Below are 13,651 nucleotides of genomic sequence, written 5' to 3'. Positions count from 1 at the left end.
CCACCCCTGCATCCCAGCCCCAGCTCATTCCCACCCCGACGGCACGGTGCCGTCGCCACCGACCGAAACGGATCCCTTCGTGAGCACACCGACCCGCAATCCGACCCCCTCTGATCCGTCAACACCGGGCACCACATCCCGCAAGGCCAAGACCATCGTCTGGGTCGTACTGGCCGCTGTGGTGCTGGCCGGGCTGATCGTCGGAGTGGTGGCCGCCAGCGGCCCCCGCGACGCCGCCCCCCAGGGCTCCGGGCAAACTGCCTCCTCCGGGACCGGGCAGAGCGCCCCCTCGGAGGCCACGCCGGTGATGCGCCCAGACAGCCGGGTACTGTCCAAGGCCCCGAACGAGCAGGCCGTGCTGGTGGAGTTCCTGGACTTCGAGTGCGAGGGCTGCAAGGCCGCCTACCCGGTCGTGGAAGAACTGCGCGCCGAGTACGCCGACACGGTGACCTTTGTGCACCGCTACTTCCCGCTGCCCGGACATCCCAACTCGATGACCGCCGCCGTAGCCGTGGAAGCCGCCGGCCAGCAGGGACAGTACGAGGCGATGTATCAGCAGATGTTCGACACCCAGGAGCAGTGGAGCCATACCACTGAGGACCGGAGCCCGGTGTTCCGCGGTTACGCCGAGGATCTCGGCCTGGACATGGCCGCCTACGATGCCGCGGTGGCTGACCCGGCCACCCGCGACCGCATCGAGGCCGACGTGGCCGACGGGACCGCGCTGGGCGTGCAGGGCACCCCGACCTTCTTCCTGGACGGACAGATGCTCACTCTGAACACCCTCGAGCAGTTCCGCGCCGAGGTCGACGCCGCCGCCACGACGGACTGACCGGGCCCATGAGTGTCCCCGACACCGACACCAATTCACCCGTGACGATCCCCACGACCACCACCGACCGCCCTGCCGGTACCGGGCAGGCCTCCGACGTAGCGGGGATACCGACTGTCGCCCGGCACCGTCCGTTCGGCCTGGTGCTGTTGATCACCGGGGTGGTCGGCTGGGTGGCCTCGGCGATCCTGGTGCTCGAACGCCTGGAGCTGTACGAGGATGCCGGGTACATCACCAGCTGTGACATCAACCCCTGGGTGTCTTGCGGGAAGGTGATGGGGACCTGGCAGTCCGAGCTGTTCGGCTTCCCCAACCCGTTGATCGGCATCGTGGCGTTCGCCGTGGTCATCACCACCGCCATGGTGACCCTCTCCGGGGCGAGCCCCGGGCGCTGGTACTGGGCCGGCCTGCAGGCCGGGGTCACCGCCGGCACGGTGTTCACCATCTGGCTGTGGTCCCAGGCGTTGTTCGAGATCCACATCCTGTGCCTGTACTGCATGATCGTGTGGGCGGCGATGATCCCGCTGTTCATCCTGCTCACCGTGCGCAACCTCGCCCACGGCGTGATCCCCGCGCACGCCGCGGTGGTGCGGTTCTCCGCCGGCTGGGCCGGAACCCTGGTGGCCATCGCCTATGTGGCCGTGGCCGCCTCGGTGTTCTGGACCTTCTTCCCGGCCCTCACCGGTTACTGACACACCAGCCGCACTACGGCCCGCCCACGCGCCCGCAACGAGGAGAAACCACACCATGGCCGAGACCGACGTGCTAGTGATCGGCGCCCGCCAAGCAGGGCTGGCGCTCGGGCACTACCTGAGGCGTGAGGAGCCGAGCTGTCGGCAAAGCCGGACACAGGTTGGGAAACCGAGAAGGGCAGGCAGTAGGTTCCTTGTCCAACAGGCCCTCTACCGCCACGTCGCGACAACCGGGCAGCTCCGTGAGGATGGAGGCAAGGTCCTCGCCCGGAAAGGAAGTACATGATCGGCTGGCTGGAGCGGTGGCAGATTCCCTTGTACCTGGTTGCCCTGGGAGCCGGTGCCGCTTGCGGAAGCGGCATAACCGAACCGACACCGTGTCCACGATCAAGGGCCAAGGCCCCACTCCTACTCCGGCCTCACCTGACCCCGCTCCGGCACCACCACCGCGGCCGAAGTCGCCGACGTTTGATCGCCTCGATGAAGGGAAATTCGCTATGCCGCCGATCGACCAGTGGGTCACGTTCGAACCCCTCACCGGCTCACCCGTCGGCATCGCCGCTCTGCTGTTCGCGGCACTGTATCTGCGAGGAGCGATCTGGATGTGGCGAAACAGGCGCCGTTGGGCGATCGCCCGCACAGCATCGTTCCTGATCGGGTGCGCCCTGATCTTCGCTATCACGATGTTCGGTGTGAACCGTCTCGCGACGGAATCCATCACAGCGCTGGTGTTCCAGCAGATCACCCTGCTGACCGTCGTTCCGCCGCTCCTCATCGCAGGGTCACCCGGGCTGCTGCTCCTGCGCAGCACACCGCACACCGGCCTCGGGCGTCTCGTGCTCCGTGCCGCGCACGGGGGACTGCGCTCACGATTCTGGAGCGCCGCACTGCACCCTGTGGTCGCCATCGTCATTGCGATACTGCTGTACCCGGTCCTCTACCTGACCGACGCGATCAGCGTCATCATGCGCATCCCCTTCGGCCAGGACGCCTTGCTCTTCGTCATCCTCGTCCTCGGCATCGTCTCGGCAACACCGCTATGGTCCTCCGATCCGCTACCGCGCCAACCCTCCTTCGCCGCACGATTCGTCGATATCGCCGTCGAGATCCAGATCCACGCCATTTTCGGCCTGATCCTGCTCCGTACCGCCACACCGCTGTTCAGCGCATACGCCACCCCCACAGGCAGCCATGACCCCGTCATCGACCAGGCGATCGCCGGCACGCTGGTATGGACCTACGCGGAGCTGCCGATGTTCGTAGTGCTCATCGTCTGCCTGTCCCGCTGGCGAGCCCGCGACGTGCGCACCTCGAGACAGCGACAGAAAGCCGAGGACGCCGAACTCGACTCTTACAACGAGTACCTCGCCAGCCTCTCCCGAAGACGGAACGAGAGCTAGGGCATGTCTGACAATCGTTTGGACCACGCGAGCACAGCGTTCAACACCACGGCGGCCCGGTAGACGATCGCGTACTTGTCGTACCGGGTCGCCAGGCCCCGCCATTGCTTCAGGTGCGCGTACTGGCGCTCGATCACGTTCCGGCCCTTGTAAGCCTGCGAGTCCAGGCCCACGGGACGGCCACCGGCCGAGCCGCGGCGCCTGCGGTGGCCCTGCTGATCCGCCGGCTCGGGGATCACGGCTTTGATCCGGCGGGCACGCAGGTGGGTGCGGATCGCCCGGGAGGAGTACGCCTTGTCGCCCAGCACCGCCTCGGGGCGGGTCCGGGGCCGCCCTACCGGCCGTGCCACGCGCAGCCGCCCCAGCAGCGGCAGCAGCATCGGGGAGTCCCCGGCTTGGCCGGGGGTGATCAGGCTGACCAGCGGCAGCCCGGTCCCATCGACGAGCTGATGGATCTTCGTGCTCAGCCCTCCCCGGGAGCGCCCGATGCCGTGATCGGCCGGCTCCTCATGCAGATTCCTGTAGTTCGACCCATCCCCCTGTGAGGCGGGTGATGTTCGTCGCGTGCTGATGCGCGCGGGCGATCGTGGAGTCCACCGAGACCGACCAATCGATCAGGCCTTCGGCGTCCGCGGCGGCGGTCAGCCTCGCCAGCACCGCATCCCAGGTGCCCTCTTCAGCTAAGCGCCGGTGCCAGGTCCACACGGTCTGCCAAGGCCCGTAGACCTCGGGCAGATCCCTCCATGCAATCCCGCACCGATATCGGTAGATGATCGCCTCCACCATCGTGCGGGCGTCCGAGAACGGCCTGCCGGCCCTGCCGGTCCGGGTCGGGAGCATCGGGGCGATCAACTCCCATTGGGCATCGGAGAGCATCTGGAAGCGGGACATGCCTTCCAGGGTGTCAGCTGGCCCCCTGGATCCATTCTCAGACACGCCCTAGGCTGGAGCCATGACCTCCCCCTCCCCCATCGGACTCCTGCTGGACGTGGACGGCCCCGTGGCCTCCACCGAGACCCGGGCGGTGCCGGAGGGGATCGTCACCACCCTCGCGCGCCTGGCCGCGGCGCGCGTGCCGGTGGGCTTCAACACCGGCCGTTCCGCCGACTTCCTCCTGCACAGCGTGATCGGCCCGCTGCGCGCCGCCGGCCTCCCCGAGGACGCCCCGTTCTTCGCGATCTGCGAGAAGGGCGCCGTCTGGTTCCCCTTCTCCGACGTCCCCGCCGGGGACCTCCCGGCGGTCACCGTGGACGCCCCGACGCCGGGCTGGGTCCGCACCGACCCGGCCATGGCCGTCGACGCCGACGTGCGGGACGCGATCTGGGAGATCAACGGCGAGCGGGCCGGCGACCTGCAGTTCGTCGACCGGACGAAGCTGCTCATGGTCTCCCTGGAGAAGACCGTGGGCGCTGACCAGGACGCATACGTGCAGGTGCGCGACGACGTCGCAGCAGGCATCGAGGACCTCCTCCGCGAGCGCGGGCTCGCCGAGGACGTCCGCGTGGACCCGACGGTCATCTCGATCGACGTGGAGCACCGCACCTCGGGCAAGGACCTGGGCGTGGACCGCTGCCTGGGCATGCTCGCCGAGGTCGGCGTCGCGGTCCCGGAGCGTTGGTTCACCGCCGGCGACTCCCGCACGGACTACGCGATGGCGGACGCGCTGCATGCGATGGGCGCCCCGGTCGAGCACATGGACGTCCGGCCCGCGGACGGGATCCCGGAGCGCCCCTACCGGGTGCTGACCGCCGCGGACCTCGCGGAGCGCGGGGTCGGGCAGGCGGAGGACGTCCACGAGCGGGCCGGCGAGTCGCTGCTGCGCTGGGTCGAGCGAGACCTCCTCGCCTGAGCCCGGGGCATCTTACGCGCCTCCCCCGCCTGCGTCACGCCGATGACGCCACGGCGTCACGGGGCGTCACGCGGGTCCATCCGGCGACACCGGAAGTGGCGGGCGGAGCGGTTCACGGGTGAACTGGACGGATGACCGCTCCGAGCCCTGACTCCGCCACCCCCGCACGGGTCGTCCCCGTCCTGGACCTGTCCATCATGCGCCGCCCGGACGGGTCCTTCGACCCGGACTTCCTGGACGCGCTGCGTCACGCCGCCCACCACGTCGGGTTCTTCCAGATCGTGGACTACGGCGCCGCCCCCGGCCAGGTGGACGAGCTGTTCCGCGCGACCGCCGAGTTCTTCGCCCTCCCGGAGGAGCAGAAGCAGGCGCTGCACAATCAGAACTCCCCGCACTACCGCGGCTGGTCGGCGATCGCCGCGGAGCGCACGCAGGGCCGTCCGGACTCCCGCGAGCAGCTGGACTTCTCCCCGGACCGCGAGCCCGTTCCCGTCGAGCGGATCGGCGAGGGGCAGGAGTACTGGCACCTGCAGGGCCGCAACCAGTGGCCTGCGCAGATGCCGGAGCTCGAGCGCATCGCCATGGACTGGACGGCTCTCATGGACCGCGTGGGCGAGGACCTCCTCAAGGCCCTCAGCGTGTCCATCGGCCTGGACGAGGACCACTTCTCCGCGGCCTTCGACGGCGACCGCGCCTGGATGGCCAAGCTCGCCCACTACGTGGGCGGCGTCGCGGAGGCGGGCGCCCAGGGTGTCGGCCTGCACGCCGACTACGGCTTCATCACCCTGCTCCTGCAGGACCAGGTGGGCGGCCTCGAGGTGCGCCCCTACGGCCAGGACGAGTGGCTGCCCGTCGAGCCGATCCCGGGGGCGCTCGTCGTGAACCTGGGCGAGATGCTCGAGGTGGCCACGGACGGCTACCTGATGGCCACCATCCACCGGGTGCAGTCCCCGCCGGAGGGCGTGGACCGCTACTCGGTGCCGTTCTTCTTCTCGCCCCGGCTGGACGCGGTGATCGAGGAGGTGACGCTGCCGGACGAGTACGCCGCCGAGGCCCGGGGCGTCTCCGACGACCCCACGAACCCGATGCTCGCCTCCTTCGGCTCCAACATGCTCAAGGGCTTCGCCCGCGCGCACCCGACGGTGACGAAGAAGTTCCACCCCGAGCTGCTCCCGCGCTGACAGGGGCGGCCCCCGCGCAGGCCGCGCGTGACTGCTGTCCCTCCCGTCCTCAACGGGCCTACCGTGGTGGACGACGCCGCGCCCGGCGGACCGGTCCGGGCGCAACCGAGATCGAAGAGGTACCCCGTGGCGACCGTCGCCAAGCACATCGTCGAGACCCTGTCCGCCTCCGGCGTGCGCCGTATGTACGGCGTGCCCGGCGACTCCCTGAACGCCCTGACCGAGGCCCTGCGCCAGCACACCGACATGGAGTGGGTGCACACCCGGCACGAGGAGGCAGCGGCCTTCGCCGCCTCGGCGGAGTCCCAGCTGACGGGCGAGCTCACCGTCTGCGCGGGCTCGTGCGGTCCCGGCAACCTGCACCTGATCAACGGCCTGTTCGACGCGCAGCGCTCCCGCACCCCGGTCCTGGCGATCGCCGCGCACATCCCCTCGGAGGAGATCGGGTCGGGCTACTTCCAGGAGACCCACCCGCAGGAACTGTTCCGCGAGTGCTCGGTGTTCGTGGAGCACGTCTCCGACGTGTCCCAGATGCCGCAGCTGCTGCGCATCGCCATGCGCGCCGCCGTCGAGCAGCGCGGCGTGGCCGTCCTGGTGATCCCCGGCGACGTCGCCCTGCAGGACCTCGATGCGAAGCCCGAGGTCATCCGCGCCACGCGCTCCCACGTGGTCCCGGACGAGGAGTCCCTCCGCGAGGCCGCCGAGGCGCTGAACTCGTGCAAGCGCATCACCATCCTGGCCGGCTCCGGCGCGGCCGGGGCGCACGACGAGGTCGTCGCCCTCGCCGACAGGCTCCAGGCGCCGGTCGTCCATGCGCTGCGCGGCAAGGACCACATCGAGTACGACAACCCGTTCGACGTGGGCCTGACCGGCCTGCTCGGCTTCGCGTCCGGCTATCACGCGATGAAGGAGGCCGAGACGCTGCTGATCCTCGGCTCGTCCCTGCCCTACCGGCAGTTCTACCCGGAGGACGCCACCGTCATCCAGGTGGACGTGCGCGGCGAGCAGATCGGCCGCCGCGTCAGCGTGGACATCCCGCTGCTGGGCGGCGTCCGGGAGACCGCCCAGGCCCTGATGCCGCTGCTCAAGGGCAACTCGTCGTCGGCGTTCCTGAAGAAGGCCCTCAAGCACTACGACAAGTCCCGCAAGGGCCTCGACTCGCTGGCGACCCCGAGCCGGGGCACCATCCATCCGCAGTACGTGGCGCGCCTGCTGGACGAGGCCGCGGATGACGACGCCGTGTTCATCCCGGACGTGGGCTCCCCCGTGATCTGGGCGTCCCGCTACCTGACGATGAACGGCCGCCGCCGGATCGTCGGCTCGATGGTGCACGGCTCGATGGCGAACGGGATCACCCAGGCCCTCGGCGCGCAGGCGATCGACCGCAGTCGCCAGGTCGTGGTGATGGCCGGTGACGGCGGCCTGGCCATGATGCTGGGCGAGCTGCTGAGCTTCGTCCAGAACCGGCTCCCGGTGAAGACGGTGGTGTTCGACAACGACTCCCTGAACTTCGTGGAGCTGGAGATGAAGGCCGCCGGGTTCGTCCCCTTCGGCACGGGCCTGCAGAACCCGGACTTCGCGCAGGTGGCCGAGGCGATCGGCATCAAGGGATTCCGCGTGGACCGCGCCAAGGACCTGCCGGACGTGATGCGCGAGTTCCTGGCCCACGACGGCCCGGCCCTGCTGCTGGTCAAGACCGAGCCGCAGGAGCTGACCATTCCGCCGAGCATCGAGCTCGAGCTGGCCAAGGGCTTCGCCCTCTACGCGCTGCGCACCGTGCTGGACGGCAAGGGCACCCAGCTGATCGACCTGGCCAAGGCGAACCTCCGTCAGCTGTTCTGAGCGGGGGCCGGGGCCGCGTTGCGCCGCGGCTCGGCCCCCGGTGAGGCTGCGCACCGCACCCGGCCCGGCGACGACGGCGGCCCGGACGCGTGTGCGTCCGGGCCGTCGTCGTGGGTCAGATGCGGGGTGGCCGCCGAACGGGCTCAGGCCCGATGCGAGCCGGCCCCGTCCGCGGTGTCGGCGCGGACGTCGGTGGAGAGGCCGCCGACGCCCTGCGTGATCAGGCCGTCCGCGCGGTGCTCCCAGAAGTCGGCGTTCTTGATGCCGAGCGGGCGCGGGTCGAACTGCGGGTCCAGGCCCTGCTTCTTCTGGGCGCGGTAGTCCTTCAGGGCCTTGAGGGCCGGACCCTGCAGGACGAGGATGCCGAGGATGTTCAGCCAGGCCATGGAGCCCACGCCGATGTCGCCCAGGCCCCATGCCGCGCCGGTGGTGGCGACGGCGCCGTAGGCCACCGAGACGAGGATCAGGGCCTGCAGGAGCCGCAGCGCGACGCGGCGGACCGTGCCGTTGCGCAGGGTGCGCGTCAGGTACACGAGGTTGACCTCGGCCATGTAGTAGTAGGCCACGATCGTGGTGAAGGCGAAGAACGCGAGCGCGATCGCCACGAAGGTGGGACCGAAGCCGGCGAACACGGCGTCGAAGCCGGACTGGACGAAGGCCGGGCCCACGGAGGCGGTGACCGGCAGGGTGCCGCCCTCGAAGAGCACGCGGCCGGTCTCGGACTCGCCCTCGAACACGCGGTAGGCGCCGGTGGAGATGATGATGAACGCGGTGGCGGAGCAGACGAACAGGGTGTCGATGTACACCGCGAACGCCTGGACGAAGCCCTGCTTGGCCGGGTGGGAGACCTCGGCGGCGGCGGCCGCATGCGGGCCGGTGCCCTGGCCGGCCTCGTTGGAGTAGACGCCGCGCTTGACGCCCCACTGGATGGCGAGTCCCAGGATGGCGCCGAAGACGGCGTGCGTGCCGAACGCGCTGGAGAAGATGGTGCCGAAGACCTCGGGGATCTGCTCCCAGTTCATGAACAGCACCACGAGCGCCAGGATGATGTAGGCGATGGCCATGATCGGCACGACGTACACGGCGAAGGTGGCGATGCGCTTCACGCCGCCGAGGACGATGAAGGCGAGCAGGATGACCATCCCGACGGCGGCCACCCACGCGGGCAGGCTCCACGCCTGCTCCATGGCCGCGGCCACGCCGTTGGCCTGCACGCCCGGTAGGAAGTAGCTGGTGGCGAAGACGGTGACGATCGCGAAGAGGATCGCGTAGACCTTGAAGGCGCCGCCGGCGGCGGTGTGCTTGTAGGCCTTCTCGAAGTAGTAGGCGGGGCCGCCGCGGTACTCGCCGGTGTCCGGGTCGCGCTCCTTGTAGATCTGGCCGAGCGTGGACTCGATGAAGGACGTGGCGGCGCCGAGCAGGGCCATGACCCACATCCAGAACACGGCGCCGGGGCCGCCGAACGCGATGGCCGTGGCGACGCCGCCGATGTTGCCCATGCCGACGCGGCCGGCGAGCGACATCATGAGGGACTGGAGCGATGAGGTGCCGTCCGCGGAGTCCTCGCCCTCGCGGAGCTGCTTGACCATGTCCGGGATGTTCACGAACTGCAGGAACATGGTGCGGACGGTGAAGTAGAGGCCGACGATCAGGCAGAGCCAGATCAGGGCCGGGGACCAGATGACGTCGTTGATCTCTGTGACCAGATCGGCGAAGGACATGGGATGCTCCCGGTGCGATGGGGGACGATTCCCGGATGCGTGTCATATGTCACATCGCGCCCGGATGAGTGAAGAGTACACGGACGCTCGGCCGGGCCGTTCCGGCGCGCCGTCAGACCGACGGGAGCACGACGGACCAGGGGGCGGCTCGGAGGCGGTGGACGGGGCACGACCCGCCCGAGGACGACGGAAGCCCCGGGACCGACTGGTCCCGGGGCTTCCGATCTTCCGCGGAGGATGGGGGATTTGAACCCCCGAGGGCTGTTAACCCAACACGCGTTCCAGGCGTGCGCCATAGGCCGCTAGGCGAATCCTCCTTGGTGCGCCCTCATGCGGCGAACCGCGCAAGGGCAGGATCCATCATAACCAGATCCCCGCGCCGCGCGCCAATCCCCGCCGGGCGAGGTGCATCCGCCCCTGTCCACTGGTAGAGTTCCGGACGGCCCCTCACGTGGTGTCATCTCGCTGAACTCCCCCAGGACCGGAAGGTAGCAAGGGTAGGTGGGCTCTGGCAGGTGCGTGAGGGGTCTTCGACTTTCCCAGGAGGTCCCATGCCCGCCGGACGCTACGCCCCCTCCCCCACGGGAAGCCTGCACCTGGGCAACCTGCGCACCGCGCTCGTCGCGTGGCTCGCCGCGCGCGCCACGGACCGCGCCTTCCTGCTGCGGGTCGAGGACCTGGACCGCGTCCGCTCCGGGGCCGAGGCCGACCAGCGGGCGGACCTGGCCGCCGTCGGGCTGGACTGGGACGCCGAGCCGGTGCGTCAGTCCGAGCGCACCCCCCTGTACGACGCCGCCGTGGCCGCCCTGCGCGCCGCGCACGGCGCGGACGCGGTCTACGAGTGCTTCTGCTCGCGGAAGGACATCGCCGAGGCGACGTCGGCCCCCCACCCGAGGCCCGACGACGGCGCCCCCGCCTCCGGCGGCACCGTGCCGCTGCGTCCGCCCGGCTTCTATCCGGGCACCTGCCGTGGCCTGACGGAGGCCGAGCGGGCCGAGCGGCGGCGGGTGCGCCCCGCCGCCCTGCGGATCGACGCGGCGAAGGTCGCGGGCCTGCCGGCGGGCGAGATCCCGCGCGCGACCGCCGTGGACGTGCTGCACGGCGAGGTCACGGGCCTGGTCGACGACCTGGTGCTGCGCCGGAACGACGGGGCGTACGCGTACAACCTGGCCGTCGTCGTGGACGACCTGGCGCAGGGCGTGGACCAGGTGGTCCGCGGCGACGACCTGCTCGACTCGGCCCCGCGCCAGCGCTGGCTGGCCGAGGCGCTGTGCGTCGCACGCGGAGAGCCGACGCCCGCGGTGGAGTACCTGCACGTGCCGCTCGTGCTGAATGCGGAGGGGCGGCGGCTGGCCAAGCGGGACGGCGCCGTGACCCTCGGGGACCTCGCCGCGCAGGACCCGGCGTGGACCCCCGCGCGGCTGCGGGACCGACTGCTGGAGTCCCTCGGCCTGCCCGCGGGACCGCTGGCGGTCGCCGTGCGCGCGTTCGACCCGGCCGCCCTGCCGCGCGATCCGTGGGTGTTCACCGGGCTCTGAGTCTGAGCGGGCCTGCGGCGTCCCGGCCCGCCGCAGGCCCGGCCCCGGTCAGAGGACCTGGGCGGCCTGGTCGAAGTCGAGGCGGCCCTGGCGGGGCTGCTGCGCCTTCTCGTCGTCCGCGGCGGCGTGGCCCACGTTGATCACCAGGAGGGACTTCCAGGCACGGTCCGCGTGGAACTCGGCGTCCACGGCGGCGGCGTCGAACCCGGCCATGGGGCCGACCTCGAGCCCGTGCGCGCGCAGGGCCACGAGCAGGTAGCCCACCTGGATGAGCGCGTTCGTGCGGCCCATCCCCTCGCGCATGCCCGCCTTGCCCTCGGCATCCTCTTCGAAGCCCTCCCGGAACGGGGCGAGGTGGCCCATGTGGCGGTGCCAGTCGAGGTCGTAGGAGGCGATCAGCGTGAGCGGGGCGCGCTCCGTCTTCTCCCGGTTGAACTCGATCATGAGCGGGGCCAGGCGGGCGCGGGCCTCGGGGCTGTCCACGACGTCGAGCCGCAGCGGCTGGTTGTTCATGGCGGTCGGCGCCCAGCGGAGGTCCGCGTAGGCCCGCTCGATCAGCGCGAGGTCGACGGGCTCGTCCGAGAAGAGCTGCGTCGTGTGGCGGTCCGCGAAGAGGCGGTCGATCTCCGCCTGACTCAGCGGTCCCGCGTCCGGGGCCGGCTGCGTGGAGTGGATCGTGTCCTCGGCGTCGGTGTGCATGTACGTGGTGGTCATGGGCCAGGGAACGAGCCGGCGGGCGTGCGCATTCCCCGGCTCCCTTAGCCCGTCCGCCCGCCGGATAGGCTTTCGAGGGTGAGCACCGCCCTGTATCGCCGCTATCGCCCGGACCGTTTCGAGGACGTGATCGGGCAGGACCATGTCACGGTCCCGCTGCGCACCGCACTGGCGAAGGACCGCGTGAACCACGCCTACCTCTTCTCCGGCCCGCGCGGCTGCGGCAAGACCACGTCCGCCCGCATCCTGGCCCGCTGCCTCAACTGCGCCCAGGGCCCCACGCCCACGCCGTGCGGCGAGTGCGACTCGTGCCGGGACCTGGCCACCGGCGGGCCGGGCTCGCTGGACGTGCTGGAGATCGACGCGGCCTCGCACGGCGGTGTGGAGGACGCCCGTGGCCTGCGCGAGCGGGCCACGTTCGCCCCGGTGCGGGACCGCTACAAGATCCTCATCATCGACGAGGCGCACATGGTCACGGCGGCGGGTTTCAACGCGCTGCTGAAGATCGTGGAGGAGCCGCCGGAGCACCTGAAGTTCATCTTCGCCACCACGGAGCCGGAGAAGGTCATCGGGACCATCCGCTCCCGCACCCACCACTACCCGTTCCGGCTCGTGCCGCCGGAGCCGCTCATCGCCTACCTGGAGAGGCTGTGCCAGGAGGAAGGCGTCCGCGTGGAGCCCGGCGTCCTGCCGCTCGTGGTGCGCGCCGGCACGGGCTCGGTCCGGGACACGCTCTCCGTGCTGGACCAGCTGATCGGCGGCGCCCAGCAGGGGCAGGTCTCCTACGACCTCGCCGTGAGCCTGCTCGGCTTCACGCCGGAGGCGCTGCTGGACGACGTGGTCGACGCGATCGCCGCGGACGACACCCCCACCGTGTTCCGCGTGGCCGACCGCGTGGTGCAGTCCGGCCAGGACCCCCGCCGGTTCGTGGAGGACCTCCTGGAGCGGTTCCGGGACCTCGTGATCGCCCGCGCCCTGCCGGACGAGGCCTCGTCCATCCTCCACGGCATGCCGGAGGACCAGGTGCGTCGCCTGGCCGCGCAGGCCTCCCAGCTCTCCCGGGCGGAGCTCTCGCGCCTGGCGGACGTCACGAACCTCGCCCTCACGGACATGGTGGGCGCCACGAGCCCCCGCCTGCACCTGGAGCTGCTCATGGCGCGGCTCATGCTGCCAGCCACGGACGACACCCACCGCGGCCTGGCCGCCCGGCTCAAGGCCTTGGAGCGCCGCGTCGCCGGCGGCGCCGCGTTCTCCCCCGACGACGACGCCTCCTCCGGCGCCGAGGGGCCCGCGGCGGGTGGCGCCGGCCAGGGCGGCGCCGCCCTGAGCGGTGCGGCGCTCGCGCGCGCCGCCGCCCGCCGCGCCGAGCCCGAGCAGGCACGGGAGCAGGAGCCCGGGGCCGGGAGTGACAAGCGGGCCGCGGAGCCCGCGACGCCGAAGCCCGCGACGCCCGAGCCGGTGGCCGCCGCCCCGGCCCCCGAGCGTCCAGCGGAGGCTCCGGCGCCGTCGTCGTCCGCGCCGGCCGCCCCTGCTGCGCCCACCGCGCACACCCCGAGCCAGGTGGAGAAGGTGCGCCGCGCGTGGCCGGACATCCTGGCCGCTCTCGAGAGCGACTCGCGCCTGATGTGGATGCTCGTGAAGGACAACGCCACCGTGGCGGGGTACGACGGGGAGCTGCTCACCGTCGCGTTCCCGCAGGAGGGCCCGCGCCGCACGCTCCAGTCCCGCAACGGCGAGCAGGTGCTCGGCGAGGCCGTGCACCGCGTGCTCGGCATCCGCCCGAGGCTGGACCTGATCCTCGGCGGCGACACCCCGCGGGGTGAGGAGCGCCCAAAAGCTGAGGGCCGCCCCGCCGCGGCCGTGAGCGAGGCCCCCGCCGCCC

Annotated in this window: 11 protein-coding genes, 1 tRNA gene and 1 other RNA gene; 9 read left to right on the top strand and 4 right to left on the bottom strand. The window is 71.1% G+C overall.

What is annotated here, in order from left to right:
* The first annotated feature begins 79 nt into the window (after positions 1 to 79).
* The 3 genes from MHY29_RS08075 (at position 80) to MHY29_RS08065 (ending at position 2,924) form a co-directional block, all read left to right on the top strand.
* Positions 80 to 832, top strand: coding sequence for a thioredoxin domain-containing protein (locus MHY29_RS08075; protein ID WP_036317487.1), 753 nt, complete (start codon positions 80 to 82; stop codon positions 830 to 832).
* A gap of 41 nt (positions 833 to 873) precedes the next feature.
* Complete coding sequence (locus MHY29_RS08070; protein WP_020624358.1) at positions 874 to 1,524, top strand: vitamin K epoxide reductase family protein; 651 nt, start codon at positions 874 to 876, stop codon at positions 1,522 to 1,524.
* Between the two features lie 377 nt (positions 1,525 to 1,901).
* Complete coding sequence (locus MHY29_RS08065; protein ID WP_223247519.1) at positions 1,902 to 2,924, top strand: cytochrome c oxidase assembly protein; 1,023 nt, start codon at positions 1,902 to 1,904, stop codon at positions 2,922 to 2,924.
* On the opposite strand, the gene MHY29_RS08060 is transcribed toward MHY29_RS08065, so the two are convergent.
* Positions 2,921 to 3,815, bottom strand: a protein-coding gene (locus tag MHY29_RS08060) for an IS5 family transposase (protein WP_088478277.1) whose coding sequence is annotated in 2 segments (ribosomal slippage) — positions 2,921 to 3,457 and positions 3,459 to 3,815 — 894 coding nt in all. Because the reading frame shifts where the segments join, the coding sequence is not laid out codon by codon here. The genes MHY29_RS08065 and MHY29_RS08060 overlap by 4 nt on opposite strands.
* Positions 3,816 to 3,876: 61 nt before the next feature.
* Here MHY29_RS08060 and MHY29_RS08055 point away from each other — a divergent pair.
* The 3 genes from MHY29_RS08055 (at position 3,877) to poxB (ending at position 7,796) form a co-directional block, all read left to right on the top strand.
* Positions 3,877 to 4,773: a haloacid dehalogenase gene (locus tag MHY29_RS08055; protein WP_239239882.1), complete on the top strand. Its 897-nt coding sequence runs from the start codon at positions 3,877 to 3,879 to the stop codon at positions 4,771 to 4,773.
* Positions 4,774 to 4,904: 131 nt separating this feature from the next.
* Positions 4,905 to 5,954 (top strand): isopenicillin N synthase family oxygenase, encoded by a 1,050-nt coding sequence (locus MHY29_RS08050; protein WP_224355696.1) that lies wholly within the window; start codon positions 4,905 to 4,907, stop codon positions 5,952 to 5,954.
* 126 nt (positions 5,955 to 6,080) lie between these two features.
* Positions 6,081 to 7,796, top strand: coding sequence for a ubiquinone-dependent pyruvate dehydrogenase (poxB, locus tag MHY29_RS08045; protein WP_239239879.1), 1,716 nt, complete (start codon positions 6,081 to 6,083; stop codon positions 7,794 to 7,796).
* A gap of 143 nt (positions 7,797 to 7,939) precedes the next feature.
* Here poxB and MHY29_RS08040 read toward each other — a convergent pair whose 3' ends face one another.
* Both MHY29_RS08040 and MHY29_RS08035 read right to left on the bottom strand, forming a co-directional pair.
* Positions 7,940 to 9,517: a sodium:alanine symporter family protein gene (locus MHY29_RS08040; protein ID WP_239239876.1), complete on the bottom strand. Its 1,578-nt coding sequence runs from the start codon at positions 9,515 to 9,517 to the stop codon at positions 7,940 to 7,942.
* Between the two features lie 231 nt (positions 9,518 to 9,748).
* Positions 9,749 to 9,834: transfer RNA gene (locus MHY29_RS08035), tRNA-Ser, on the bottom strand.
* 121 nt (positions 9,835 to 9,955) lie between these two features.
* Here MHY29_RS08035 and ffs point away from each other — a divergent pair.
* Both ffs and gluQRS read left to right on the top strand, forming a co-directional pair.
* An RNA gene (ffs, locus tag MHY29_RS08030) (signal recognition particle sRNA small type) lies at positions 9,956 to 10,052 on the top strand.
* Positions 10,053 to 10,068: 16 nt separating this feature from the next.
* Positions 10,069 to 11,055, top strand: coding sequence for a tRNA glutamyl-Q(34) synthetase GluQRS (gene gluQRS, locus MHY29_RS08025; protein ID WP_239239873.1), 987 nt, complete (start codon positions 10,069 to 10,071; stop codon positions 11,053 to 11,055).
* A 48-nt stretch (positions 11,056 to 11,103) separates the two neighbouring features.
* On the opposite strand, the gene MHY29_RS08020 is transcribed toward gluQRS, so the two are convergent.
* A complete protein-coding gene (locus MHY29_RS08020; protein ID WP_239239870.1) occupies positions 11,104 to 11,769 on the bottom strand; it encodes a malonic semialdehyde reductase in 666 nt (221 codons plus the stop codon).
* 78 nt (positions 11,770 to 11,847) lie between these two features.
* On the opposite strand from MHY29_RS08020, the gene MHY29_RS08015 reads away from it, so the two are divergent.
* Positions 11,848 to 13,651: DNA polymerase III subunit gamma and tau (locus tag MHY29_RS08015; protein ID WP_239239867.1), on the top strand; the 1,804-nt coding region annotated here is incomplete at its 3' end.

It is taken from the genome of Micrococcus sp. ACRRV, from assembly GCF_022346985.1.
Lineage (GTDB): Bacteria > Actinomycetota > Actinomycetes > Actinomycetales > Micrococcaceae > Micrococcus > Micrococcus porci.
The sequence above is the reverse complement of the archived record's forward strand: the minus strand, read 5'-3'. Positions and strand labels throughout refer to the sequence as shown.